Here is a 26672-nt window from a genome sequence, read left to right on the forward strand (position 1 = left end):
GGAGATACCGCATGGAAAAGGGCAACTGGATTGCCGGCAACCAGGTGGGAAGTGCCACCGTCCGCCGCAATGAGAACCCGGCCCGCCCGGACCTGGATGTCGGCCATTTCGCCTGGGCCACATCCGAACAGGCGGCGGATGCGCTGGCAGCGGCGCGGGCGGCTCTGCCCGGCTGGGCCGCCTTCAACCCGCAGGCCCGGTCCGACATCCTGCGCCGCGTGGGCGACGAGTTGCTGGCCCGCGCCGACGAACTGGGCGCCATCCTGACACGGGAGGAAGGCAAGACGCTGAAGGAAGGGATCGGGGAGGTGAAGCGCGCCGCCCAAATCTTCCATTACGCCGCCGGCGAGCCACTGCGCAGCCCCGGCGAATGCTTGCCCGGCCTGCGCGACGGCATGACGGCCCTGGTGACGCGGGAACCGGTGGGGGTGGTGGCGCTGATCACACCCTGGAACTTCCCCATCGCCCTGCCGGCCTGGAAAACGGCCTATGCGTTGGCCTTTGGCAATACGGTTGTGTTGAAGCCGTCGGAGGTGACGCCGGCCAGCGCCTGGGAACTGGCCAACATCCTGCACCGCGCCGGTCTGCCACCAGGCGTGTTCAATCTGGTAGTGGGTGACGGCGCCGTGCTGGGTCCCGTGCTGGTCGATGGCGCCGACGCCGTCAGCTTCACGGGATCGCCCGGCGTGGGCCGGTCCATCCTGGCCCGGTCATTGCCGCGCATGATCCGGGTGCAGTTGGAACTGGGCGGCAAGAACCCTTTGGTGGTGGCTGACGATGCCGACCTGGATCTGGCCGCCGATATTGCCCTGCAGGGTGCCTTCCATTCCACGGGGCAACGCTGCACGGCGACCAGCCGCATCATCGTGGATACCAGGGTGCATGACGCGTTCACCGAGCGGCTGCTGACCCGGCTGCGCGCCCTGAAGGTCGGCGACCCGATGGATGCCACGACCGACATGGGGCCGGCCGTCACCCAGGCGCAGTTGGAAAAGAACCTGCGCTATGTCGATGTCGCCAGGGCCGAGGGCGCGGAGCTGGCTTTTGGCGGCAACCGTCTGGACGGGCTCGGCTGGTTCATGCAACCGACCCTGTTCACCGGCACGCACAACGCCATGCGCATCAACCGGGAGGAGGTGTTCGGCCCCGTCGCCTGCATCATCAGGGCCGACGGGCTGGATCAGGCGCTGGCCATCGCCAATGATGCCGACCACGCTCTGTCCAGCGCCATCGCCACCCGCAGCCTGAAGACTGCCGAGACGTTCCGACGCCGCTCGCGCGCCGGCCTGGTCATGGTGAACGCGGCCACGGCCGGCATTGATTACCACGTCCCCTTCGGCGGACGCGGCCCCTCCGGTTACGGCCCGCGCGAGCAGGGCAGTGCGGCGGCCGAGTTCTTCACCGAGGGCAAGACCGCCTACATCAACCATGGCGTGACCGGCTGAGCCGTCGCCGCCCGCAAGGATGCCTGAGATGCAGGAAAAGATCGCTTTCATCGGCCTGGGCGCCATGGGACTGCCCATGGCCTCCAATCTGGTCCGCAAGGGCTTCGCCGTCACCGGCTTCGACCTGGACCGGGACAAGCTGGACCGGCTGGTGGCCCTGGGTGCCAGACCGGCGGCCAGCGTTGCCGAAGCGGTGGCCAGGGCCACCATCGCCGTCACCATGCTGCCGGCCCCGCCGCATGTGCGCGCCGTGATCCTGGGGGCCGATGGCGTCCTGTCTACCCTGGCGCCCGGTAGCCTGCTGATCGACATGAGCACCATTGATCCGCAGACCACCGACGATGTCGCCAAGGCCGCCGCCGCAAGGGGCGTGGCCTTCATCGACACGCCTGTCGGGCGGCTGGTCAGCCACGCTGAACGCGGTGAAAGCCTGTTCATGATCGGTGGGGCGGATGCCGATTATGAACGGGCCCTGCCGCTGCTGCAGGCGATGGGCACCACTTTCCTGCGCTGCGGCCCGGTCGGGTCCGGCACGCGGACAAAGATTGTCAATAATTACCTGGCCGTGATCGGCGCGCAGTTGACGGCGGAGGCCTTGCTGCTGGGCACCAAGCTGGGACTGCCAGTTGAGGTGATGAAGGCCGTCGCGGGCGGCACCACCGCCACCAACGGCCAGTTGATGATCAATTTTCCCAGCAAGGTGCTGGTGGGCGACACGACCCCCGGCTTCACCATCGACCTGGCCTACAAGGATCTGCAATTGGCCCTGTCGGCGGCCGCGCAGCAGCGCCTGGGCCTGCCCGTGGGTCAGGCCGCCGCCAGTGCCCTGGGTGCTGCGCGCGGTGGCGACTATGCCGGCCGCGATTTCACAGCCCTGCTGGATTATGCGTGCGAGATCGCCGGTGTCACCCCGCCGCGCCTGAAGGCCTGATATCATGAGCGAGACCAGCGAGATCATCGAAGGCATGGCCGGTCGCCTGTTTGCCGACCTGTCCAGCCCGGAACGGCTGCGCGCCGCAGAGACCGGCGCATGGGACGTCGCTGCATGGGATCAGCTTGCGGAACTGGGCCTGCCGCTGGCCCTGGTGCCGGCGGAGGCTGACGGCGTTGGCCTGTCCTGGCCGGAGGTCGCCGGGCTGGTGCAATTGGCCGGTGCCGCTGCCTTGCCCCTGCCCCTGGTGGAGACAATGTTGGCCAACCGGCTGCTGGCGGAATCCTGCCTGCCGCTGGCGGAAGGGCCGGCTACCCTGGCGCCCGTGCATCGGGATGACAGCTTCACACTTGACCGTGAGGGCCCGGCCTGGCGCCTGCACGGAACGGCACACCGCGTTCCGTGGGCGGCCCACAGCACGCAGATCGCCGTGCTGGCCGCCTTCGATGGGCGCCCCCATGCCATCCGCCTGGACACCGCCACCACTGAGTTGCGGTCCGGTGCCAATCTTGCCGGCGAGCCGCGAGACGATCTGACCGTCGATGTCATCCTGCCCGATACGGCCGTGGCACCCCTGCCCGCCGGCACCGATGTCGCTCTGATCGAACAATGGGGGGCCACGCTGCGCGCCGCCGCCTTGGCCGGGGCATCGCGCCGGGTGCTGGAAATGACCGTCGCCTATGCCAATGAACGCACGCAATTTGGGCGCACCATCGGCAAGTTCCAGGCCCTTCAGCAATCGCTGGCCGTGATGGCGGGACAGGTCGCGGCGGCGACTGGTGCTGCCGATCTTGCTGCCGACGGGCTGCAAAAGGGCGAGGTTTTGTCGGTCGCGGTCGGCAAGGCCCGGGCGGGAGAAGCGGCGGGTACCATCGCCGCCATCGCCCATCAATCCCATGGCGCCATCGGCTTCACGCATGAACACAGCCTGCATTTCCTGACCAAGCGCCTGTGGTCCTGGCGAGAGGAATTCGGGAACGAAGCCTATTGGCACCGCATGGTCGGGCGTCGGATGGCGGCGGCCAGGGCCGATGGGCTATGGCCCCTGATCGCCTCGCTGTAAGCCCGCGCTGGAGAGACATATGCACGATTTCGCCTTTCCGGCACCGCCCCCGTCCCAGGACACAGACGCCCTGCGCGCAGAGGTGCGGGAATTTCTGGCCAAGGAACTGGCCGACCTGCCGGCCGCGCAACGCATTCGGTCCTGGAGCGGCTTTGACGCTGACTTCAGTCGCAAGCTGGCCCAGCGCGGCTGGGTCGGCATGACGCTACCCACCGAATATGGCGGTCAGGGCCGATCGGCCCTGGAACGATATGTCGTCCTGGAGGAACTGCTGGCCGCCGGCGCGCCTGTCGCCGCCCATTGGATTGCGGATCGCCAGAGCGCACCCTTGCTGCTAAAGGTCGGGACAGAGGAGCAGAAGCGCACGATCCTGCCGCGCATCGCAGCGGGCGAATGCTTCTTCTGCATCGGGATGAGCGAACCCGACAGCGGGTCCGATCTCGCTGCCGTGCGCACCCGTGCCATCCGGACCGAGGAAGGGTGGCGTGTCAATGGCACCAAGCTGTGGACGACCTATGCCCAGCATTCGCATTACATGATCCTGTATTGCCGCACGGGTAACACCGATGACCGCCATGGCGGCACGAGCCAGCTTCTGGTCGATCTCTCGCTGCCCGGCATCACCATCCGCCCCATCGCCGATCTGGCCGGCGATCGGCATTTCAACGAGGTGGTGTTCGAGGACGCGCTGCTGCCGCCCGACAGCCTGATCGGGCCGGAGGGCCATGGCTGGAAGCAGGTGATGAGCGAACTGGCCTATGAACGCAGCGGGCCGGAACGGTTCTTGTCCACCTTTGTGCTGCTGGTCGAACTGGTCCGCGCCCTTGGGCCCGACACCTCCGACCACGCCACCCTGATCCTGGGCCGGCTGGGGGCCCATCTGTCGGTGCTGCGCCGGCTGTCACGGTCCGTTGCCGGCATGCTGGAACGGGGTGAAGACCCGGCGCTGCAGGCATCCCTGGTGAAGGATCTGGGTGCTGTTGTGGAACAGGAAATTCCCGAGATCGCCCGGCAATTAATCAGCAGCGAACCCTCACGCGCTTCGGATGACATGTTCCAGGCCGTGCTGGGCCATGCCATTCTGAACGCACCCTGCTTCTCGCTGCGGGGCGGCACGCGGGAAATCCTGCGTGGCATCATCGCGCGCGGCCTTGGCCTGCGCTAAGCCTTATTCTATCTGTTTGCGGGTGTCCCCATGTCCGACCTTGTACTGTTTGAACAAACCGACGGTATCGCCGTCCTGACCCTGAACCGGCCGGAAACCCGCAACCCGATCTCCGATCCCGACATGATCGAGGCGGTGCTGGACGCGCTGGAACGGATCGATACCGACCTGTCGGTGCGCGTCGCCATCCTGACAGGGACCGGCAGCGCCTTTTCCTCCGGCGGCAACCTGAAAACCATGGGTCAGCGGGGTGGCTTGAACGACCCGCTGCCGGCCAAGACCCGGCGCAACTACAAGCATGGTATCCAGCGCATCCCGCTGGCCTTCGCCAAGCTGGACGTGCCCGTCATCGCCGCCGTCAACGGTCCGGCCATCGGAGCCGGATGCGACCTCGCCTGCATGTGCGACCTTCGCATCGCCGGCGAAAGTGCGCGCTTCGCCGAAAGTTTCGTGAAGGTCGGCATCGTGCCGGGCGATGGCGGGGCCTGGCTGCTGCCACGCGTCGTGGGCTTCTCCAAGGCGGCGGAAATGGCGCTGACGGGCGATGTCATCGACGCGGCCGAGGCGCTGGCCTGTGGCCTGGTGTCCAAGGTCGTGCCGGACACCGAATTGCTCGACACGGCCAAGGCACTGGCCCGCCGCATCGCTGTCAACCCGCCGCATGCCGTGCGCATGACCAAGCGCCTGCTCTGGCAAGGCCGCGACACCAGCCTGGAGGCATTGCTGGAAATCTCCGCCTCCATGCAGGCCCTGGCGCATGCGACGGAGGATCATAAGGAAGCGGTGGCCGCCATGCTGGGCAAGCGCGCACCGCATTTTACTGGTAACTAAGTACATACTTTCATGCACATCCGCCGATTTCGACCTTCCGTATGGTAAAGGCACGGGCTATATCTGTTACATTATGAGAACCCGTCTCAACAGCTCCGACCGCCGCACCTCCATCGTCAATGCCGCCAAATCGGTATTCGCACGCTATGGCTTTGAAGGCGCCAAAACGCAACAGATCGCCGCCGCCGCGGCCGTCTCGGAGGCGTTGCTCTATCGGCACTTTCCGTCCAAGGTGGCCCTGTACCGGGCCGTGCTGCGCGCCACCATTGAGGATCAGGAGCGCAGCATCGCCAGTATCGGCATGCCGTTGCCGGGTGCCCGGGGCCTTGTCGCCATGCTGGTGTCACTGTTCCACAGCAGCGTCCTGGGCGTGGACTCACCCAATGCCGATGGGGTGCGCATGATGTTCGCCAGCCTGGCAGGTGATGGCACCTTCGCCCGGCTGGTCTATCGACGGGCCGTCAGGCGCACCTTGGCGGCGACGGATGCGGCGATCCGCCAGGCAATCAGCGATGGCGATGCGGTGGAAACCGGCATCAGCACGCCCGAGCTGATCGACCTGATCGCCCATGTGGGCCTGATGACCCACGCCATGCGCATGGCCGAAAAGGGGCGGCCAAGCACGCCGGAGACGGACCAGGATTTCATCCGCAAGGCCGTATGGTTCGCCGGCCGTGGCATGGGCCTGACGGACGTGGCCCTGGCCGCCCACTATCCGGTCGTCATGGCGGAACTGGCCGGTGCCACGGCACCGGCCATGCCGGCCAAAACGCCGAAGACGCGCAAGCCCCGGAAGAAGGCTGAAAAGCAAGCAGATTGACCCGGGTGCGCACTGCTGCCTTGACATCGTTCCCACGCTCATTGTCCATCGGTGCATAGGCCCCGCCCATCGGTGGAAGCCGGTTCCCTATCCACCCGTTATGGCGCGCGCAACCCGGCGACCGGAGAAAATGCAATCCGCCGCCGACAGGCCACTGACATAGATATTGGAACAGATGCCGACTGCATTGCGTCCGGCGGCATACAGGCCGGCCACCGCCTTGCCGCCCGCGTCCAACACCGACCCCGTATCCTCATCCACCAGCAGCCCGCCCAGGGTCAGGGTGGGCAGCGGCGACAGCTTGGCGTCGATAGAGACATCAATGGCATAGAAGGGGCCGCTTTCCAGCACCGCCATGTTCTCCTGTCCCTTGCGGAACGGATCGGGAGCCCTGCCCGTGGCAGCGTGGTTGTAGGTATCGACCGACACGGCAAAGGTGCCCGGATCAAATCCGCATTTGGTAGCCAACTCTGTCAGGCTGGCCGCCTTCTTGCGGCCGAACCACATGGCCAGCATGGCTGGATATTTCTGGAAAGGGAGGATCTTCTCTTTGGTGACCTGTCGCCAAGCCTGCTCATACAGCGCCCTGTCCAGGATCAGCCAGCCCTTGCCCCCGTGCTCCTCACACATCTTCAGACCGATGGCAGCGCCATACAGCATCTCGTTGACATAGCGCTCCCCGCGCCCGTCGACGATCATCCCTTTGGCCCAGGCCAACGGCGGGTTGATGAAGCGCCAGGCGGAGACATGGTGCATACGGGCCACCGACCCGCCCGCCGTCTGGCCCAGGCGAATGCCGCTGCCATCATCGCCCATGGACCCTAACGGCATGCCCCGCAGATAGTTGGGGGCGTGGTGGGCTACCATGTCGCGGTTGAAGATGAAGCCGCCGGCCGACAGGCATACGCCGCGTCGGGCCCGTATGAACCGTTCCACCCGGTGCGCCTGCTCCAGCGCCTGTGCCTTGGCCAGCAGCCGGCCTGCGATCAGGTTGGTCAGGCCGGCACCGGGAAAGGCCGGCGGGAACATCAGCAGGAACTTGGTGCCCTTGGCCTCCAGCCGGTCATGCTCGGCAGCTTCCGCCGTGCCAGGCGGTATCTGCAGAAGACGCACACCCAGGACCCGCCCCTGTCGGTCCATGACAAGTTGGCGGCATTCCGCCTTGGTCATCAAGCGCACGCCTAGGCGTTCGGCCGCCTCCTTCAAGGGCTGGAACAAGCCGACGCCATAGCCGATCGCCGTGTTGGCCGCCGGCAGGAAGACACGGTGACCACGCGGCGCGGGCTTGGCCACGGCGGCAAAGGCCGGCGCCTGGCAACTATCAGAATGATAGAGGTAGTAATCGGAATAAGGGTAGGAGGTCTTGCTCATATAGGTGCGGCTGTTGAAGACGACGCCGCGTTGCTTCAGCCATTCCACCATGGCTGGGCTTTGTTCGCAGAAGTGACGGAGGGTGCGGTCGGACACCACGCCCTCCGTCTCCAACCGCAGATAGCGGTACATGTCCTCTACGCTGTCTTCGACCCCCGCCTCCCTCTGGACCGAGGTCCCGCCCCCGGCATAGAGCACGCCGCCATTCATGGCGGTAGCCCCGCCCCCATGGAAGCGGTCAACGGCGATGACGCTGGCCCCGCCTTCCACCGCCTCCAGCGCGGCGGCAACGCCGGCCCCGCCATAGCCGATGACGACAAGGTCGGCCTCGTCATGCCAAGTCATGGCATCCGGTCCATCAACGACAAGTGCCGCCTCGACAGCCGAATGCCAGCCGGGAGAGCCCGGCTTCTCAGAAACGTCGCCCATTGGTCCCCCCCTGCGGATGGCATTGCCAATTCTGACAGTTCCCCGCAAATGGGGGATTCCTGCTGTCAATGCGCAGCGGCTTGGCGTTCCTTCAGGATATCGAGCGCTACGTCGACGATCATGTCCTCCTGCCCGCCAACCATGCGCCGACGCCCCAGTTCCGCCAGGATGACACGGGTGTCAACGCCATAGGTCTTGGACGCGGCTTCGGCATGACGCAGGAAGCTGGAATAGACACCCGCATAGCCGAGACTGAGTGTCTCGCGGTCCACCCGCACGGGCCGGTCCTGCAGCGGCCGCACCAGTTCCTCCGCCGCGTCCATCAGGGCATAGAGGTCGCATCCATGCTGCCAGCCCTTACGCGCGGCGGCGGCGATGAACACTTCCAGCGGCGCATTGCCGGCCCCTGCCCCCATGCCGGCCAGGCTGGCATCGATGCGCACGGCCCCGTTCTGCACCGCCACCAGGGAATTGGCCACGCCCAGCGACAGGTTGTGGTGGGCATGCATGCCGCGCTGGGTTTCCGGTTTCAGCACCCGATCATAGGCCTGAAGGCGCGCGGCCACGCCGTCCATGTCCAGGGCACCGCCACTATCGACTACATAGACACAGTGCGCGCCATAGCCTTCCATCAGCTTGGCCTGTGCGGCCAGCGCATCCGGTTCGATCATATGGCTCATCATCAGGAAGCCGGAGACATCCATGCCCAGGTCACGGGCGGCACCAATATGCTGCTTGGAAACGTCAGCCTCCGTGCAATGCGTGGCCACCCGCACGGACCTCACGCCCAGCGCATAGGCTCGCTGCAACTCCTCCACCGTGCCCACACCGGGCAGCAGCAGAGTGGTCAGCACCGACCGTTCCAGCACCTCGGCCACTGCCTCGATCCACTCCCAGTCGGTATGGGCGCCGAAGCCGTAGTTGAAGCTGGTACCGTTCAGGCCGTCGCCATGCGCCACCTCGATGGCATCAACCCCGGCGCGGTCTAAAGCCTTGGCGATGGCACGCACATGATCCAGTCCGTACATGTGCCGGATGGCATGCATGCCGTCGCGCAGGGTCACGTCCTGGATATAGATCTTTTCGTTCACCGGGTCCTTCATGCGGCCCTCCCCTGGCGCAGGCGCTGCGCGATCAGATTGCCCGTCGCTTCGGCCGCCGCCGTCATGATGTCAAGATTGCCCGCATAGGGCGGCAGGTAGTGGCCAGCACCTTCCACCTCCAGGAAAACGGAGGTCTTCAGGCCCGCGAATTCACCCAGGCCCGGGATCTTCAGACGGTTATTGTCGCCATATCGCTCGAACTGCACTTCCTGCTTCAGGCGATAGCCGGGCACATAGCGCTGAACGGTGGCCACCATCTCCTCTACAGACCGGCGGATGGCATCCTCGTCATGACCAAGGCTCAGTGTATAGATTGTGTCGCGCATGATCATGGGCGGCTCGGCCGGGTTCAGGATGATGATCGCCTTGCCGCGCTGCGCCCCGCCCACCTTCTCGATCGCCCGCGATGTGGTGCGTGTGAACTCATCGATATTCGCCCGCGTGCCCGGCCCCGCCGACCGGCTGGAAACAGACGCGACGATTTCCGCATAAGGGACGGTCGCCACCCGTGACACCGCCGCGACGATGGGGATCGTCGCCTGACCGCCGCAGGTCACCATGTTGACGTTCAGCGCGTCCAGATGTGTGTCCATGTTCACGGCCGGAACCGTAAAGGGTCCCAAGGCCGCCGGCGTCAGATCGACAACCCGCTTGCCATCGGCCTGCAACAGCGCGTCATGCGCCTTGTGGGCATAGGCCGAGGTTGCATCGAACACGATGCCGATTTCGGCATAGTCCGGCAGGGCACGCAGCCCGTCGATGCCAGTGTCAACGGCACGCACCCCCAGGCGCCGCGCCCGTTCCAGCCCTTCCGACGCGGGGTCGATCCCCACCATGGCCGCCAGTTCCATCTCCTTGGAACGGCGGACGATCTTGACCATCAGATCGGTGCCGATATTGCCCGAACCGATGATCGCCACTTTCACCTTGGTCAAAGGCGATCCCTCCTTGTCTGCGTATTCATCTCATTCAAAGGCGATGCTGGCCCCACCGATGCCTTCCAGTTCCATTTCGAACCGGTCACCGGGCCGCGCTGGCTCCAGCGGCACCAGCGAGCCCGACAACACCACCTCCCCCGCCTTCAGCGGCACACCGAAGCTGCCCAGGGTATTGGCCAGCCAGGCCACGGCCGCCTGCGGCGATCCCTGTACTGCCGACCCATAGCCTTGCGACAAGAAGGCGCCGTTCTTGCGCACCACTGCCTTCACAGCAGAAAGATCCAGGTCGCGCGGACCGATGCGGGCATTGCCCAGCACGCACACCCCACATGACGCGTTGTCAGCCACAGTATCGACGATACCGATGCGCCAGTCGCGGATGCGGCTATCCACGATCTCGAAGCAGGGAACCACCGCCTCCGTGGCGTCCAGCACATTCTCGGCCGTGATGCCGGGTCCCCTCAGATCCTGCTTCAGAATGAAGGCCATCTCAGCCTCGGCGCGCGGTTGGATCAGGCCGGATGCCGCGATGTTCACGGTGGTGCCATCGACGATCATCATCCGGTCCGTCATGAAACCGAAATCCGGCTGGAACACGCCCAGCATATCCTGTACGGCCTTGGACGTGACGCCGATCTTCTTGCCGACAACCGTTTCACCATCCGCTTCCCGCCGCCGCAGAGTGGCCAGCGAGATGGCATAGGCATCAGCCACCGTGAGGCCGGGATGACGCGCGATCAATGGTTCGACCACATGCCGCCCCCGCAGGGCCGCATGCAGTTCTGCAGCCAGTATCTCCACCAGGGCAACCTGCTCAGCGACTGAGAAATCCGATGCCATGTCGATTGAACTCCCGGAAGCCCTACCATCGCCAACCGATGGCTGGCCCTGTTGATCGAAACGAAGCCTGCATTGACATTGGTGAGGGGGCGCTTCAGGCTCGCCAATCGCCGCAGCAATCGCAATTGCATGATCGATTTTCGTAGAGATTAATAGTTTTTAGTACGTATTATGTCAATTCTCATTTCGATATCCATTGACGGAATTTCATAATATCGCGTAGCTTCACGATCATTAAATTCCGCAAAATTGCGAAATTGCACCTGCCAAAATCACTGGAGGCGTAGCTGTGGAGGAAACGCTGCTTGCGGCCCCGGTGAGCCAAGCAAGACCGTAGGGAGTTCAATCATGTACCCGTCTCGCCCCAGCGCCCAGGCGCTGCTCTGTTCCGTCGCCGCACTGGCGCTGGCGGTTTTTCCCGCCGCCGCCCAGGACATGATGGTGGAGGAGATCGTCGTCACCGCCCAGAAGCGTAGCGAGCGCTTGCAGGAAGTGCCCATCGCCCTGACCGCGATGGATGCCGACATGCTGGAGGCCAAGGGTGTCGCCAACATCTCCGCCCTGGCAGCTCATGTCCCCAATTTGCAGATCCGCGAAAGTCCGGGCACGACGACCGGCGCGCAGATCAGCATCCGGGGCGGCGTCACCATCAACCCGTCGCTGAACTGGGAATCGACCGTCGGCATCTATGTCGATGGTGTCTATATCGGCAAGACCCAGGGGGCCATCTTCGACATGGTGGACCTGGAGCGGGTGGAAGTGCTGCGCGGACCGCAGGGCACGCTTTATGGCCGCAACACGCTGGCCGGCGCCATCAACATGGTCAGCGCCAAGCCCAAGGGCGACGGATCGGCCACGGCCAGCGCCACCATCGGCAATTACGGCCTGTGGAAGGGCAAGGCCAGCGTCGACCTTCCCTCCTTCGGCCCGCTGCGGGTAAAGCTGTCGGCCCAGCGTGCCAAGCGGGATGGTCTGGTCGATATCGTCGCCAACCCCTACCCCAACGTCCTGGCCGCCGGCAAGCCCTCGACCGGCCATTTGCAGACGCTGGACAGCAGCAGCGTCCGCGCCGCCGTGGCACTGGACCTGTCGGAAAACCTCGTCCTGGATTACAGCTTCGATTACAGCCTGTTCGACCAGACGCCGAAATATTCCCAGGTCACCCGCGTGTCGGCCGGCAGCATCTTCGACCCTGCGTCGCCGGCCTATGCGGGCGGCAAGGTCGGGAACAGCTATTTCGGTTTCCCGCTGGACCTTTATGTGAATGCTGACCGGCAGACCACGGCCAGCATCGACGGCCCCTCCTTCGAGAAGTCGCGTATCCAGGGACACACGCTGACGGCGACGCTGGAGTTGGATGACGTGACCCTGAAATCGATCAGTGCGGCCCGTGACCTGGCGTGGCGCGACGGGCTGGATCTGGACGGCTCCCCCCTGCCCCTGGCCCATACCCAGCGCATCTCCGACTACAGCTCCCGTTCTCAGGAGTTTCAGGCCGTAGGCAGTGGCGGCCGGGTGAACTATGTCGTCGGCCTCTATTATTTCGAGGATGATGGCAAAACCAACAATCCCCAGACCTATTTCGGCGCCACCCATCTGGACAGCCGCATGGCCTTCACCACCAAGGCCTATGCCGCCTACAGCCAGGTTGATTACAAGCCGCCCATCCTTGATGACCGCCTGACCCTGACCGGCGGCCTGCGCTATACGCTGGAGGAAAAGTCCATCGACCGGCTGGTCCAGCAATTGGGCAGCCCCAACATCGTCATCGTGCCGGCGGGCACGACAGCCGACAAGAATTTCGCCGCCTGGACGCCCAGCGTCACGGCCAACTTCGCGGTGGATCGCAACCTGAACCTCTATGCCCGTTATGCCGAAGGCTACAAGAGTGGTGGCTTCAATGCAGAGGCCGGAAACGTGGCGGAGGTGAAGCGCCCCTACAGCGCGGAAAAAGTCGCCTCTTATGAGGCCGGCGCCAAGGCGACATTGTGGGACGGCCGCCTGCTGTTCAACAGCGCCTTGTTCCTGAACCGGCATTCCGACATGCAATTATCGGTCTTCACGGCCACGGGCGCGGCGGAATCGTCTGTCCGTAACGCCGGCAAGGCCGAGATCAGTGGTCTGGAACTGGAAACGACACTACGGGCGACACCCTGGCTGACCTTGCAGGCCGGCTATGGCTATCTGCATGCCAAATACCTGTCCTATATGGATGGCGGCGTCGACGTGGCTGATAACCGCGCTTTCCCCTTCACACCCAAACATTCCGGCAATGCCAGTGTTGATGTGCTGCTGGGTGAACTGGCGGGCGGCACCCTGCGGGCCCTGGTGGATGTCAACGCAGTATCCGGCCATTACACCTTCCCCTATGCCATCACGCCCGATGGTATCGGATCGGGCCAGTTGGCCAAGGATACGGCAGTGGGCGGCTACGCCGTAATGAACGCCAATCTGATCCTGTCGGAACTGGAGATCGGCAGCGCCAGCGGCGAGGTAAACCTGTGGGTCAAGAACCTGCTGGACCGCACCTACGAGGCCAATGGCATCGATTTCGGACCTGGTTTCGGCGGCCTGACCACCAGCTATTACGGTGATCCACGCACCTACGGCGTCACCATGACGCTGCGTTGGTAATCCCTTGGGCCGGCGCCCCGCGCGCCGGCCCGCCACAGTCTGGAATGAAGGCCCGATGAAATACTTCCTTCTGACCCTGTGCCTTCTGGCCGCCTCCCCGGCCCTGGCCAACGCCAATCTTGAGATTGCCGAAGCCATTCCGCTGGAGACCGGAAGCGTGCCGAATGCCAACGGCCCCGAAATCTGGACCGGCAAGGAAGGGGCGCGGACGGTCCGGAATGTCACCGAAGCGACCCTGACCCCGGTCCTGCCGGCACCGGGCCAAGGCAATGGCACCGCTGTCGTCATAGTACCGGGCGGCGGCTTCATGACCCTTGCCATGGATTTGGAAGGCTGGCAGGTGGCTCGTTGGCTGGCCGATCATGGCATTGCCGCCTTCGTGCTGAAGTACAGGATAGACCCAACCCCAACCGCACCAGCGGAATTCGCCAAATTCGCCACACAGCGCATGACAGACTGGGTCGGTAAACCCGGCGAAGGATTGCGGATCGTGACGCCGCCCTATGCGGTAGAGGATGCGCGGGCCGCCCTGAGATTGGTACGCGACCGATCAGTGCACTGGCATGTCGATCCCAACCGGATTGGCCTGATGGGCTTCTCCGCAGGTGCGCGTACAACGCTGGCCGTCGTTACATGGCCATCACAGGAACCGCAGCCGGCGTTCATTGCCCCCCTCTACCCACCCATGGAGGCAAGGGACGTTCCCCCTGACGCCCCACCTATGTTCCTGGCCATGGCAGCCGACGATCCCCTTTCAGGCCGGGCCGGCTTTGGTATCGTGGAAGCCTGGATCAAGGCACGGCGACCATATGAACTCCATGTCTACCAGAAGGGTGGCCATGGCTTCGGCCTGGGCCGGAAGGGGACGACCAGCACGCAGTGGGGCAATGCCTTTCTGGCGTGGTTGGAGGGTATTCGTTGAAAGGAACCTCCAATGCGCCCCAGAAGGCATTAGGTCGTGGTGACAAATTAGGAAATAGGGGATTCCCCTCGTCTATGTGACCTGCTCCCCAAAGTGTATCCGGCTATAAATAGAGTCCTCTGGTTTGGTTTGTGTGTTGATGGACGTTCAGGAGCGGGGGCATGCCCCCGCTCCTGAACGTTGCGAACTGGGCGGGCGACATCCCGCCCAGGGTGGAATGGGGTCGAATATTGTTGTAGTCGCATCGCCAGTCGGCCAGCACCTGCCGGGCGTGCCGCAGCGTGTGGAACAGGGTTTCATTCAGGCATTCATCGCGCAAGCGTCCGTTGAAGCTTTCCACGAACGCGTTCTGCGTGGGCTTGCCCGGCTGGATGTAATGCCATTCAACGCCGGTAGCCTGCGTCCAGGCCAGGATCGCTCTGGAAATGAACTCGCTGCCATTGTCGCTGACGATCATCAGCGGCTTGCCGCGGGCGGCGATGATGGCGTCCAGCTCCCGCGCCACCCGCTTGCCCGACAGCGAGGTGTCCGTGACCAGGGCCAGGCATTCGCGTGAGAAATCATCCACCACCGCCAGGATGCGGAACCGTCTTCCATCGCTGAACGCATCGGACACGAAATCCAGGCTCCAGCGCTGGTTGGGCGCTTGGGGTACGCTCATCGGCGCCCGTGTGCCCAGCGCGCGTTTGCGGCCCCGCCGCCGGCCCACCGCCAGCCCTTCCTCCCGATAAATCCGCAGCAGCTTCTTGTGGTTCACCGCCATCCCCTCCCGGGCCAGCAGACAGCCCAGACGCCGGTAGCCAAACCGCCGCCGCTCCGATGCCAGTTCCCGCAGCCTTTGCCGCAAGGCACCGTCATCCCCCCGACGCGACCGGTAGCGGATCGTCCGGCGATGCACCTTCAGAACAGAGCAGGCCCGCCGCTCGCTGACACCGAACGTCGCCCGCAGATGGGCGACCGTCCGGCGCTGTGCGGCGGGCCTCACCACTTTTTTCCCGCCACCTCGCGCAGCATGGCGTTATCCAGCATCGCCTCGGCCAGAAGCTTCTTCAGACGGCTGTTCTCATCCTCCAAGCCCTTCAGACGCTTGGCCTCAGACACCTCCAACCCGCCGTATTTCGATTTCCAGGCGTAGAATGTCGCCTCCGATATCCCATGGCGGCGGCAGATATCCACCGTCTTATGACCGGCCTCCTGCTCCCGCAGGATCCCGATGATCTGCTCCTCGCTGAAACGGCTCTTCTTCATCTCATAGCCCTCCTCGGTCAGGAGGCCTCTACTTCACATCGGACACTTTTCCAGGGAGCAGGTCAACATCCTTCCACGAGATCGCCACCCTGCGTATCGAGTTGAAGGATAGCGATCCCCTTGGGGATCGGTTGATCACCAGTAGTCGGTCTTTGAGACGGGAGGGAAAGGCCCGGGGAAACGCGGTGGTGGCTTGCCAAGGAAGCGCCTGCAAGGCGCGTGAAGGCATTATGGCGCGTGAGCGCCAGTCCCCCCCGGCGCAAATGGCGCCGGAACAGAGGCGGCCCGGTAGCGCCTCCTGGGCGGGGCGCGCAGCGCCCGGGGTCGAGAGGTGATGGGAGGGGGATTTGGCGGGCGATTTGGACTTTGGGTCAAACAATGGTCCGCCCGGAATGACTGAAGCAGCGACTTCCTCATTCTCGCTGCTGCCAAATTATGGTTGCCCACCTTTGTCAACAGACCCTAAGCTGAACAGAAGGCAGTGCCAATTATTTCTCATGTAGCCTTCGCCCAACCTGCGAGGCTTTCCCTAATTTGGATCAGGTCTTCCATTGAACTCCCTTTGACGGACTTCATCGTAAAGAGGCGTTCAAGAGAGGATTCCAACAATATTTGCAAGGATCCGGATTCGTCCGATTCCCTTAAGATAGAGAAGACTTCCCGGCTCTCTGATTTCCTCAATCTCCTTCTGATCCACGAATTTTTATAATTCAAAATTTCGTTCATACCCCATTCCATATCTTCATTTGGAAAAATTCGGATAAAGGCAAAAGTCATTGGAATTAACCAATCCTTTTTGCTGGCCCTAAAAAAACTATTTACAAAATCTACTGTCATAGAATTGTCATCATCAATAGTTTCGTGTATAATTTTAAATACAATGTATATATGATCTAGAATTACTTCATCATCATACTTGTTGTTCTCATGTGTATCAGATGATGAAGAATATTTGATCAATGATTCATACGCCATGTCGAATTCGCTGTGCCTAAAATAGTCAGATGTCGTTCTGATGTGCCGGATCATGGATTTTATTTGATCAACAGATACGGCTTTAAGTCGCATCTTCCCTGTCCTCGATGCGAGCCAGTTCTCCAATGCCGGGCGCAGGCATTTGCGCCCGAAAGCCAGGGCCATGGTTACGCCGGATAATCCACCGAACCCGCGCGAGGAGGAGCGGTGGAGCGATGCCGCCAGCATTGCATCGATCTTGTCGAACAAGTATGTTCCACATCGCCAGTACATTGGCAGGGCATGCGCCATGGCTTTCTCCCGTTCGACCGTGCGATCCCGGTTGTATCGGGCGAACCAGTCCATCAATTCCTCCAGATATCCTCCAGATACCCGTCCTATAGCGTCGTGATCCCGGGCGAGAAAATAGACCTGGGCTGCCACGTCATTGGGATGGGACAGCTCATGGAGGGGAACAGGGTCGAAACCCTTCCACTGTCCGGTCTTGATCAACAGCGTGTCGCGAATGCCGCGCTCATCGGCGGACAGGCTGGACGAGTGGTAGGTGCACAAGGCTGGAGCAATATGCAGAAGGCGTTTGTCCGCATGTTCATCCCCCAAGCCAGTGAGGGGGCGCCCCTTTGCGACAATATGCTCGCAGGCCAACGACAGAGGCAGTTCGCGGATCTCCGCGTTGGACAGCAGTTTCTGTGCCGTCCAGACGGCAAGATAGCGCTGCGTCCTGCTGCCAGGTTCGAAATCATCGGCCGCATCGGCCATATAAGGCGCGTATTCCGGCTTCCATTGGTGGGCAAGATCATCGACCTCCCCGCCCATGAGGAGGCGCAGATAGAATATCTCCGCCTCGTCGGAGACGTGATCAACCAGACCGCTATTTTCCAAAAATTTGATGGCGGCCGTTCCCACAGCGTGGAACAGCCGGTGGTCATGGCAGCGCATGAGCGACAGCGTGCGCGCCCGCAGCTCTGGATTGTGCCGTATGATGTCGGAACTGTGCCCTGTTGCGTCCCCATGCGGCGATACGATCCACACCTGCTGGCTGAGGGAGTCAAAGGCATGATCGATCCGCTTCGGGTCGATGCCGCAAAGTGGGGCCAGAACCACCCGGGCCATTTGTCGGCTCATCATTCGCACGACGAGGCCGGGCCAGGCCAGCTTCTGCGCATCCGGGTCGCTGATATGCGACAGGACACGCTGCTGGTACAGCCACCCTACGAACTGGGGATCAGCCCTCTCCCCCTCCTTCTCGATCTTCTCGACAAGCTCCGGCCGCTTTTCCGCTGGCGCGCCGCGAAGCAGTTCGACGCTGAGGCGGAGAGCGAGCGGCTCACGGCGGCTGTCGGACATGGAGGCGGCGCCGGCGATCCGTCCGGCCCATGCTTCATTCCAGTCGCTTCCCAACAGACGCTGCCCCAGGAGATTGACCATTTTCACCGCATCCGGATGCGGCAGAGGCTGCAATTCGAGATTGGTGGCGACCCAATCCTGGAACCTGCCTTTTCTCAGTTCAGACACGGCCGTGCGACCTGCGACGACAATCCGCATCCATGCGAAGTTCCGCCCCAAATCATGCAGGAAGGCCAGGACATTCTGTTTGGCAACCGGATTGGCCTGGACGATTTCCATCGTATCCAGGACGAGAAGGAAGGTACGGCCGGTGCTGCTCCTGTCGAGGATAGAACTGATGAAGCTTTTCAACTCAAGATACTGTTCAGGCTCCGTATTCGGGACGGTAGCCATGGCTTTTTCTGGAAACTGCAAGGCCACCTGCCGGCGCACCTCGGCCAAAAGCTGCATTGGATTGGCGCGCGCCAGCGAGGCGCGGTCGAAGTCCAGATAGGCGAATGGGAATTTCGCGGTTTGCGTCAGCGCATGATTCAGCATGAATTTCGCGACCAGCGCCGACTTGCCAAGACCGCCGCGCCCATGAAGCATCACCATTTGCGCGGGCTGCCTGCCGCTACTGAAATAGTTGCTCGCGGTCTTGACGAACCGCGTGACCGTTTCAAGGTTACTTTCAGACCTCAATTCATTCACGAAGATACGCAATGTCCTTAGTTCCTCGTCACGGCCGACGAACCTGTCCCCCGGCGCATCGGCGCCATAGCCCGTCGCGCCGATCACGACGCGCAGCGGGTTCAGCAGTTCGGCCAGGCCGGCACTGCGCTCCAGTTCGGCAAGGGACGGCAGCTCGATGAAATCGACCATCGACAACGCCTCCCGCGCCTTCGCCGCCGCCCGCAGATGGCCGGCCGGCGCGTCGGCGATAGTGGGCCTGCCCTCGCGCAGCATCTGGCGAAGATAGGCGGACGCCAGTTCCTCCTGATTTTCGCCGACTCCGGCGATCACGCGCAGATCCGCGTCCCGCGACGATGCCAGTTGTTCCGACAAGGCGGCAGGCGTGGCGGTGCGCAGGACATGGGCCCGGGCCTCGTCGGACAGCCGCAGGCGCCTGTCCCGTCCGACCTGGATGGCTGCGGCGTGGGACAGCAGGATGGTGTTGTCCGCCTCCGCGGATGCTGGTGCGAGGTCGGACAGTATGAAGCAATAGGCCAGGGCCGCCTGCAGGTTCGCCGGCGTGGATGCCGGCCATGCCGGCGGCCGGGGCGGTGGGGGTAGGGGGATGGCGGCGATGCCGGCAAGCAGGCCCTCTCCGCCGATCTTGAGAAGTAGCTCACTCATCTCGGGTGTCAAAGTGATTGATGACGATGTCAAAGATACCAGAGACGATGATTTGCTTTCTGGAATGTCGGATTCAGTATTCATTTTGCGGAACCTTTCAAAATAAGCCAGATACTCTCTTGCGTAGCATGCATCGCTGCTGAGAATGGCTGGTGCAGGTCCTTCATCTTTTTTATCCAGTGGTCTGAAACCGTGGCCATAATTCCGCACAGATCCTCATTAACCTGCTCCCCGCGTGCCCGCCATATGCCGGACAATACGGATTTCATCTGTTTATCATCCAGTTGATAGGGCCGAAGTTTCTCCAGCGTGACCTCGCCGTCCGTGAGAAAGCCGGGTTTGGTGCCCAGGAACATCCATCGCAGCTGCATCAAATTCGGCAATGACATCCCATGCGCGTGTCCCGCATCGATGATGGCTGCCAGCAATTCCTGCACCTCCGTGGGTGCCGTATCGAAGGGGACATCATCCATCGCGATCCAGATCAGCCGCCATCGCTGCATGTCGCGCCATTCGGCATCTGGCGACCGTGCGATCTGGCGGATTTCCGCCGGAACAGGAATGCCCTGCCCATCCAGCTGTTGCATCGTGATCCGCATGGATTCACGAATATCGATCCGCCGCATCCGGTGGGTGGCCAGCATCCTGTCCAGCCATTCTGGCAAGAGCTTCGACAGCCAGCGTTCGATCTTGTCCCCGTCACCGACACCGTTGGACAATTGCGGGGACGGGCGGGGCGGCATCTGGTCGATCTCGTCGGCGGGTATGCCCAGTGTCTGCAGAAGGGCGCGCAGGAACGCTTCGACCGAACCTGGAAGTCGATTGTTCCTGGCGTCGAACACGATCATGACATCCTGGGAATGCATGTGAGCCTGGGCGATGCTGATGGAGAAAGTCTTGCCCGCTCCCGGCTCCGGACAGGGCGCGCAATAGACGCGCTCGCGCAGGTCGATCATCCCCTCCGTCCTCTCTCGGGCTGCGTTCATCGACCATTCCAGCAGTACGGTGCGGCCGATGATGATGACCTCCTTGCCCTGGACATCCAGCTTCCATTTCAGCACCGGTTCTGTGGGGCCGGTGGTTTCCCGGAGCGGATCGGGCTTCAATGTATCTTCGATCAGGGGCCTAATCTTGTTCAGCATGACCGCCTGGTTGCTTTGCTGGACGCCACCCGGCATGTAGGCGGCGTTGTGCAGCCCGACCAGTTCCAGATCACGGTCGAAGCAGGGCGCGCCGGATGATCCCTTCGCCGCTTCGGTATCATACCGAAAACGGGTGTCGGAAAAGCAGAACTCCTTGAAGCGGCCGGCATCGAACCTGCGCGGATTCCCCCCGGGATGCTGGGAAATGATGATCCGCGCATCCACGCCCAGAAGCGGTTTCTGGAGGGGCAGTTTCACCCAGTTCCGCGGCACCCCGCCCGAGGCCTCGACCGGCAGATCGCCGACGCGGACGGCCAAGCGTACCAAGGCGAAATCCAGGTTGTCCGACAATTGCGCGCGCCGGGCCGCATCGGTGCTGGCGTTCAGCCCGTCATCAGCCAGATAGGCGCTGGATTTGACCAGCCAGTCGGATGCCAGGTTGACGCTGTATGTTCCGGGGTTTCGCTGGCCGGGTTTGCTGATATCGGGCCCGCGCACATGGTCGAAGACGACCTCGAACCGCTGCGGCACGGTCGAAAGTTCGTTGTCGTGCCTGAACAGGTGCATGGTGGTGAGAACGAGATCGGGACCGACAAGGAACCCCGTGCCGCAGACTATCTCGTCGCCGCCATCCTTCTGGCAGGACCCGACGATGAGGCACACCTGATGTTCGATCTCGTTGAAATAGCGGCGCAGATCGGCGCTCTTGAAGAAGCTGTCGCGCCGCGCGTGCATGGCCTGGAGGGCGGAGGCCTGTTCCGGATGCAACACTCCCAGCAGATGGTCCCGCAGATCCGGGGCGAAATCCTTGACCTGTTCGTAGACCGTGCTCAGGAACCGGGTCCGGGCCGCCCCTTCGACCTGTGCCAGTACCGCCGCCGCGATGTGCCGAAGGCGGTCCTCCCTGCCGATGCAGCCCTTGGCGATGGCGTCGAACCCTTCGGCGCCCAGGGCGTTCCTGGCGGCATGGCTCAGCATGCTTTCGGACATGTGCTTGTCAATCAGATCGACAAGCGGATCGATATCGATGGAGAGCGGCATGGCGGTCATTTCAGGAAGCGGTCGAGCGACGGATGGCCGAGCAGGGCACTGGCCTTGATGGCGCGGTTGAAGCCGGTGGTGCTGCCGAAATAATGCAGCCCCTCCACGGCCTGGTCGAGGAAGCCGAACAGGCCGCCGCCGGAGTACCCGCCGATGGTCGACGCATCGTGGGGGATGTCGATGGCGGGGGCGGACGGCACCTCCACCACTTCCCCGAAACTGACGCGCTTGCGTTCGTCGGGATCACCGAAGACGGCCATGACATCGTCGGGAACCTCCGGCATCCGCCCCGGATGGCCGATGACATAGATGCGGCCCAGGTCGCCTTCATCCTGCCGGGACAGCCGCAGGGGTGCGACGGGAGGGCCGCCGACCAGTTCGACCCGCAGGATGGCGACGTCGATGGGATCGGTATCCGCCGCCACGAAGGGAATGTCGGCCACCTTGTACAGGCTGTCTCTCACCGGTCCATTGTCATGGGCGAAATTCAGCATCACCCCATAGTCGCGGCGCGTGCGGGCGGTGCTGGTGCCGGCAACCCGCCTGGCGATGGCCGTGCCGTTCAGCGGCGGGAAAAGCACATGCCTGTTGGTGATCGCCAGGTCATGGGACACCATCCAGGCCGTGCCCTGTATCCAGGGACTGGCCCGCTTGGAGAATATCTGGTCGAAGACCTGGACCGCCGCCACCGACTGGCAGATGGTGAGCAGCGTGCGGCGATGCTCGTCGGCGATGATGCGCCACATGTCGGTATCCGGGATGCCGAGCCCGTCCTCCAGGACCCGCAGGGCGGGGCGCCCGCGCACATGGATGACGGCCTCCAGGGCGCAGACATCGTCTCTGCCGATGGAACCGTTAGAGGAACCGGTCTCCAGCGCCCGCATCGCCCTCTGGGCGCGGGTCACCAGGCGCCGCGCGATGCCCGTGGCCGTCGTCCTGTCCAGGGAGCCGCCGGCTTCCGCCTTCACCTTCACCAGCCGGTCGGCGATCTGCCTGATATCCCTTTCGTCGGGCGGGCCAAGCCGCATGGCCCCGCCGGCTGCTTCCACCGCCTCCTGTGCCCCGCCGCCCGCGAAGGGGACCGGCCGCGTGCCCAGGATGTGGCGGGCCCGGGACGGCGCGGTGGGCAGTCCCGGCAGGTTCCCAAGATCGTCATTCGCCATCGCCCACCGCCCTTCTCATCAATGCGACGCCTTCGGAGCCGAGGCTGTCCCGCAGCCCGGCGGAGACCGCCACCGGCGGCAACGCCTCCACCGCCGCGCGCACCGTGCGCCGGGCACGCAGCCGGTCCAGCACCACGGCCGCCAGTTCCATCGCCTGCATCGGGTTCGTCAGGGCCGGCCCCACCGCTTCCAGTCCCGTGTCGCCGACCAGGCCGCTCAGGAGTTCCCCCACCTGGCGGATTGTGTTCGTGGGCGAGGGGGACAAGACGGCCAGAATGCCCAGCACGCTCTTCGGATCGGCCGCCAGCAGGGCGTCCGCATCGACGATGCCCACGCCGAGTTCGCTGGTGTCGAAGCCTTCCGGGACCCGGGCGGTCTTGCGCAGCAATGCCCGGAACACATGCTGGAGGCGCACGCCCTCCGGCAGGATGGCCAGCAGCTTGTCGCGCCCGTGATGGGCCAGCCAGAGGGCCGCCAGCCCGGCAAGGTTGGCGGTGGCGAAGGAGGTTCCCTGTCCGCCGGACACCGTGCCAAGGCGGGCGTCGGCCCGCAGGACGAATTCCGCCGGGCCCGCGATGTCCACGGCCCCGCCCTTGCTGGACCCCCGCCAGGGCTGGTCCAGGCTGTTGACGCCACCGACCGCGATGACCTCCTCGTAGCGGGCCGGCCAGACCACCTCGCCCACGCAATTGCCCGCCGCCGCGACCACGATGATATCGGCATCGACGGCCTTGCGAACGGCATCGTGCAAGGCGGAACTGAACACGCCGCCCAGGCTCATGGTGATGACATGGGCACCGTTGCGGCGCGCATGGTCGATCGCCTGGGCGACACGGCTCTGGTCGAACACCGCTACGGAGCGGATGCAGCGGATCGGCACCAGCGTGCAGTCCGGCGCGACCCCCTGCATATCTGCTCCATCCGGACTGGCGACGACGCTGCCGGTGCCGGTGCCATGGCCCAGATTGCCGCTGCCTGTCATGGGGTCGATGGGCCCGATACCGCCTTCGACCAAGTTGGCGGCGGCCGGGTGCAAGTGCGCGTTGGGTGGCAGGGCCGGATGGGCGATCACGCCCGTGTCCGGCTGGAAGACCAGGATGCCCTTGCCCCGGGCCGGCCGGCCCATCTGCACCGACCTGGCCCAGGCCTCCCGAACCTTGGTCTTGGCCAGCGCCCAGTCGCGGTCCGCGGGCTTGTCCTCGTCCCCGGCCCAGCACCAGAACGCCCAGTCGGCACTTTCCGGCGATCCGTCGCCGGGTACCGTGCCGTCGGCCTGGAACAGGTCGGACCCGAGATCGGGCTCGACAGTCTCCGCTTCCGACGGCGCCAGGATGAAGCGGGCAAGATCGAACAGGTCCGCCCGGTCGGGCGGCGTTACACCGGGAATGGTCAGCAGCAGATGGCGATCCAGTTCCGCGTCGGCGGCAAACAGCGGCGCCACCTCCACCCGCAGCCCCAGCCGCTCCGCCAGGGCCTCCGCCACGATGTCGGCTAGTCCGCTGGCCCTTACGCAGACGGGATAGCGCAGGGCGAAGCGGATACCCTCGCCATTGCCGCCGGCATCCTGCTCGCGGCGGTAATCGGACAGGGGAAGGTCGGTCAGGACCAGGTCGAACGGCTCGGGCTGCGACGGCGCCTCCCGGACTGTGCCGGCCATGCCATGACGCAACGCCCGCCCGGCCAGACGGGGCGCCTGGTCGGCCTTCCTCATCTCCGGCGTGAAGACGATGCCGGCCATGGCCTCTATATCGGCCAGCGGCACCAGCCGCGGGCCCCAAGCCGGCGAGGCCACGAATTCGAAGGCCACATCGTCCAGGTCCTGTTCCAGGACGAACCCGAAGCAGTGCAGCCGGTCCTCGACCCTGGCCGCCACCACCTTCCAATAGCGCTGCGGGATCTTCACCCGAACCTGTTCCTCGTCGTTGACCCCGATGAAGACGGGGTCATCGGCCGCCAGCACCGGCCCGGAGAAGACGGTCAGGCGCTGGGTCCGGGCCTGTGCCAGGACTAGGTTCTCCAGGTCGCCCCAATTGTCATCGGCCTTGGAGGCGGTGGAGCGATTGAAGCCCGCCACCTGCGGGGAACAGTTGGTGATGTGGTAGGTATCGCCGTTTGCTGCCCGCATCCCCGCATAGGTCCGGCCCCAGGCCACATCCTCGCGGCGGACGAGATGGCCCTTGTCGAAGGCCTTGCGGTCCTTGTTGAAGAACTTGTCGGACAGCTGGTACGCCGCATCCAGGCGCAGGTCGGGAAACCATTTCTCCTGGTCGTTGGGGCCCAGGCCGGACAGGCCCTTGCGGCTGTACATCTCCGGCGGAAGGTCTCCCGGGCGCTTGGCCGCCGGCCGGGCATCCAGGTTGGACGCGGTCACCAGGGCCAGCCGCCGGGCGCGATGCATGGTGATGGAGAAATTGTGATAGGCCAGGACATGGCCGCCGTCCTTCGTCGGGGCCAGCACCGAGGGATCGGCGGGCGCCGGCATCGGCAGATGGAAGCCCAGGAAGTCGGCATCATAGCCCTGGCGGTTGCCATAGTCGGTTTCCCGGTACGGCTCCTGCATCCTCTCCGCCGCGGCATCGGCAAGCAGGGCCCTGTCCGCCGTACCGGGCAGGCCCGCGCCATCGGGCAGCCGCGCCCGCACATCGATCGAGATTTCCAGCGGAACCGTGAAGGTCAGGGGGGCGGCGGCCACGGGAAGGACCAGGTTGAGCGGGGAAGGGGAAGAGGGCGGCGGCGCCTCTCCGCCCTGCGCGTCCACGGCCCGCCAGACATTGTCCCACGGGGTGGGCTGGCGGACCGGAACGCCGACAAAGCGCAAGCCGGCATCGATGACGCGCCCGTCCCGGGCCAGCTCGGCAGCCGGCACCGCGAAATTCGCATCCAGGTACCGGCCGGCGAAATGCAGGCCCACGGCATGCCCGGTCGCGATGTCGATGACGATGGAACCGGAAGCGCCACCCAGGGTGGAGCCGTTATGCGTCAGCGCCGGCACCTCGTGATTGTAGCTCAATATCCGTCGCGGGCGCATAAGCGTGCCTGGCATCAACCGCTTGACGCCGTAGATCCCGTCGAACACCCGATGCTGCACATCGGCCGGGCTGCGGCTGTCGAACGCCGGGTATCCGATGAGCGCCACTTCCCGGCCCTCATTCTCTCCCGCTGCCGTCGCGCTCAATCCGGTCCAGGGCAGCCCCGCCGAGCCGCCCTCCACCTGCAGCAGGGCCATGTCCCAATAGGGATGGATCATCAGGACCTTGGCCACCTTCAGGAAATGCCGTGCCGGGTTCTCGTGTTCGGCAAGGAAATCGACACCGGCCATCTGCCCGGTTATGAAGGTGAGGTCCCGGCTGCCCAGGCCGCGCGTGAAGATTTCAGCCACATGGCGGTTCGTCATCAGCAGATCGGGCCCGACCGCGAAGCCCGTGCCGGCATAGGGAAGCGAGGGGTGGTGGGGAAGTTCCACCCTGCCCACGGACCTGATCGCCGCGGAGAGCCGCTGCTTCACATCCGCTTCGTTCAGATGGGTCCACAGCGAATGGGCGGACAGGTAGTCATTGTTCCTTATGATGATGGCCGGCCGTTTGTCTGGAATGATGATCGCTTCAAGCGAGAACATTTCTTCCGGGGACAGCTCCTTGCCGCCAGCCACCTTCGTCAGCGCTAGGCGGGTTGTCGCCGCCTCACGACCCTGGCCGGCCGTTCCTTCGGCGACGATCTCTTCGAGATTGCCGGAAGGGGCCAAGCCTTTCAGATATGACGCGATCTTCGCTTCATGGGGTAATTGCGGATTCGGGTCGGCTTGCGACATTTTATTTCTCCATTGCCCGTGTCGCGTATCTTGCATTGGTGTGGGAATAAAAACTTATGAGAGAAATTATTCGGCAAATGGTCTTTTATGTATATATTAATTATATTTCTATCAAGTTGCG

General features: G+C 63.8%; 17 protein-coding genes. 8 read left to right on the forward strand and 9 right to left on the reverse strand.

Annotated features, from left to right (window positions below):
- Positions 1-11: 11 nt before the first annotated feature.
- The 6 genes from AC1Q7F_RS18750 to AC1Q7F_RS18775 all read left to right on the forward strand — a co-directional run bounded on the left by AC1Q7F_RS18750 (position 12) and on the right by AC1Q7F_RS18775 (position 6255).
- On the forward strand, positions 12-1445 hold the full coding sequence (locus AC1Q7F_RS18750; protein ID WP_492509624.1) for an aldehyde dehydrogenase family protein: 1434 nt from the start codon (positions 12-14) through the stop codon (positions 1443-1445).
- Positions 1446-1473: 28 nt separating this feature from the next.
- Positions 1474-2376 carry an NAD(P)-dependent oxidoreductase gene (locus AC1Q7F_RS18755; RefSeq protein WP_492509626.1) on the forward strand — a complete coding sequence of 301 codons (903 nt, stop codon included), beginning with the start codon at positions 1474-1476 and terminating at the stop codon, positions 2374-2376.
- A 4-nt stretch (positions 2377-2380) separates the two neighbouring features.
- Positions 2381-3439 carry an acyl-CoA dehydrogenase family protein gene (locus AC1Q7F_RS18760; protein ID WP_492509628.1) on the forward strand — a complete coding sequence of 353 codons (1059 nt, stop codon included), beginning with the start codon at positions 2381-2383 and terminating at the stop codon, positions 3437-3439.
- 19 nt (positions 3440-3458) lie between these two features.
- Complete coding sequence (locus AC1Q7F_RS18765; protein ID WP_492509630.1) at positions 3459-4604, forward strand: acyl-CoA dehydrogenase family protein; 1146 nt, start codon at positions 3459-3461, stop codon at positions 4602-4604.
- Positions 4605-4634: 30 nt separating this feature from the next.
- Positions 4635-5435: a crotonase/enoyl-CoA hydratase family protein gene (locus AC1Q7F_RS18770; protein WP_492509631.1), complete on the forward strand. Its 801-nt coding sequence runs from the start codon at positions 4635-4637 to the stop codon at positions 5433-5435.
- A 73-nt stretch (positions 5436-5508) separates the two neighbouring features.
- A complete protein-coding gene (locus AC1Q7F_RS18775; RefSeq protein WP_492509633.1) occupies positions 5509-6255 on the forward strand; it encodes a TetR/AcrR family transcriptional regulator in 747 nt (248 codons plus the stop codon).
- An 87-nt stretch (positions 6256-6342) separates the two neighbouring features.
- Here the strand turns inward: AC1Q7F_RS18775 and AC1Q7F_RS18780 are convergent, their stop codons facing one another.
- From AC1Q7F_RS18780 to AC1Q7F_RS18795, 4 genes are all read right to left on the reverse strand, one after another.
- Positions 6343-8055, reverse strand: a complete 1713-nt coding sequence (locus AC1Q7F_RS18780) for an FAD-binding protein (RefSeq protein ID WP_492509635.1) — start codon at positions 8053-8055, stop codon at positions 6343-6345.
- Positions 8056-8120: 65 nt separating this feature from the next.
- Positions 8121-9158, reverse strand: coding sequence for a 4-hydroxy-2-oxovalerate aldolase (gene dmpG / locus AC1Q7F_RS18785; protein WP_492509637.1), 1038 nt, complete (start codon positions 9156-9158; stop codon positions 8121-8123).
- Positions 9155-10084 carry an acetaldehyde dehydrogenase (acetylating) gene (locus AC1Q7F_RS18790; protein WP_492510044.1) on the reverse strand — a complete coding sequence of 310 codons (930 nt, stop codon included), beginning with the start codon at positions 10082-10084 and terminating at the stop codon, positions 9155-9157. The genes dmpG and AC1Q7F_RS18790 overlap by 4 nt, the downstream gene beginning before the upstream one ends.
- A gap of 39 nt (positions 10085-10123) precedes the next feature.
- Positions 10124-10936: a fumarylacetoacetate hydrolase family protein gene (locus AC1Q7F_RS18795; RefSeq protein WP_492509639.1), complete on the reverse strand. Its 813-nt coding sequence runs from the start codon at positions 10934-10936 to the stop codon at positions 10124-10126.
- Positions 10937-11284: 348 nt separating this feature from the next.
- Between AC1Q7F_RS18795 and AC1Q7F_RS18800 the strand changes: the two genes are divergently transcribed.
- A complete protein-coding gene (locus AC1Q7F_RS18800) occupies positions 11285-13570 on the forward strand; it encodes a TonB-dependent receptor (RefSeq protein WP_492509641.1) in 2286 nt (761 codons plus the stop codon).
- Between the two features lie 55 nt (positions 13571-13625).
- Positions 13626-14492 (forward strand): alpha/beta hydrolase, encoded by an 867-nt coding sequence (locus AC1Q7F_RS18805; protein ID WP_492509643.1) that lies wholly within the window; start codon positions 13626-13628, stop codon positions 14490-14492.
- Between the two features lie 103 nt (positions 14493-14595).
- Here AC1Q7F_RS18805 and AC1Q7F_RS18810 read toward each other — a convergent pair.
- The 5 genes from AC1Q7F_RS18810 to AC1Q7F_RS18830 all read right to left on the reverse strand — a co-directional run bounded on the left by AC1Q7F_RS18810 (position 14596) and on the right by AC1Q7F_RS18830 (position 26551).
- Positions 14596-15740 (reverse strand): IS3 family transposase gene (locus AC1Q7F_RS18810; protein WP_492509645.1). Its coding sequence is split into 2 segments (ribosomal slippage): positions 14596-15491 and positions 15491-15740, totalling 1146 coding nucleotides; the frame shifts between segments, so codons are not numbered across the junction.
- Positions 15741-16235: 495 nt separating this feature from the next.
- Positions 16236-19481 carry an ATP-binding protein gene (locus tag AC1Q7F_RS18815; RefSeq protein WP_492509647.1) on the reverse strand — a complete coding sequence of 1082 codons (3246 nt, stop codon included), beginning with the start codon at positions 19479-19481 and terminating at the stop codon, positions 16236-16238.
- Positions 19478-21589 carry a trypsin-like peptidase domain-containing protein gene (locus tag AC1Q7F_RS18820; protein ID WP_492509649.1) on the reverse strand — a complete coding sequence of 704 codons (2112 nt, stop codon included), beginning with the start codon at positions 21587-21589 and terminating at the stop codon, positions 19478-19480. Before AC1Q7F_RS18820 ends, AC1Q7F_RS18815 begins: the two co-directional genes overlap by 4 nt.
- Complete coding sequence (locus tag AC1Q7F_RS18825; RefSeq protein ID WP_492509651.1) at positions 21586-22743, reverse strand: trypsin-like peptidase domain-containing protein; 1158 nt, start codon at positions 22741-22743, stop codon at positions 21586-21588. Before AC1Q7F_RS18825 ends, AC1Q7F_RS18820 begins: the two co-directional genes overlap by 4 nt.
- On the reverse strand, positions 22733-26551 hold the full coding sequence (locus AC1Q7F_RS18830) for a DNA/RNA non-specific endonuclease (protein ID WP_492509652.1): 3819 nt from the start codon (positions 26549-26551) through the stop codon (positions 22733-22735). The genes AC1Q7F_RS18825 and AC1Q7F_RS18830 overlap by 11 nt, the downstream gene beginning before the upstream one ends.
- Positions 26552-26672 lie beyond the last annotated feature (121 nt).

The sequence above is a fragment of the Niveispirillum sp. GW835-FHT14G11 genome (assembly GCF_058793615.1).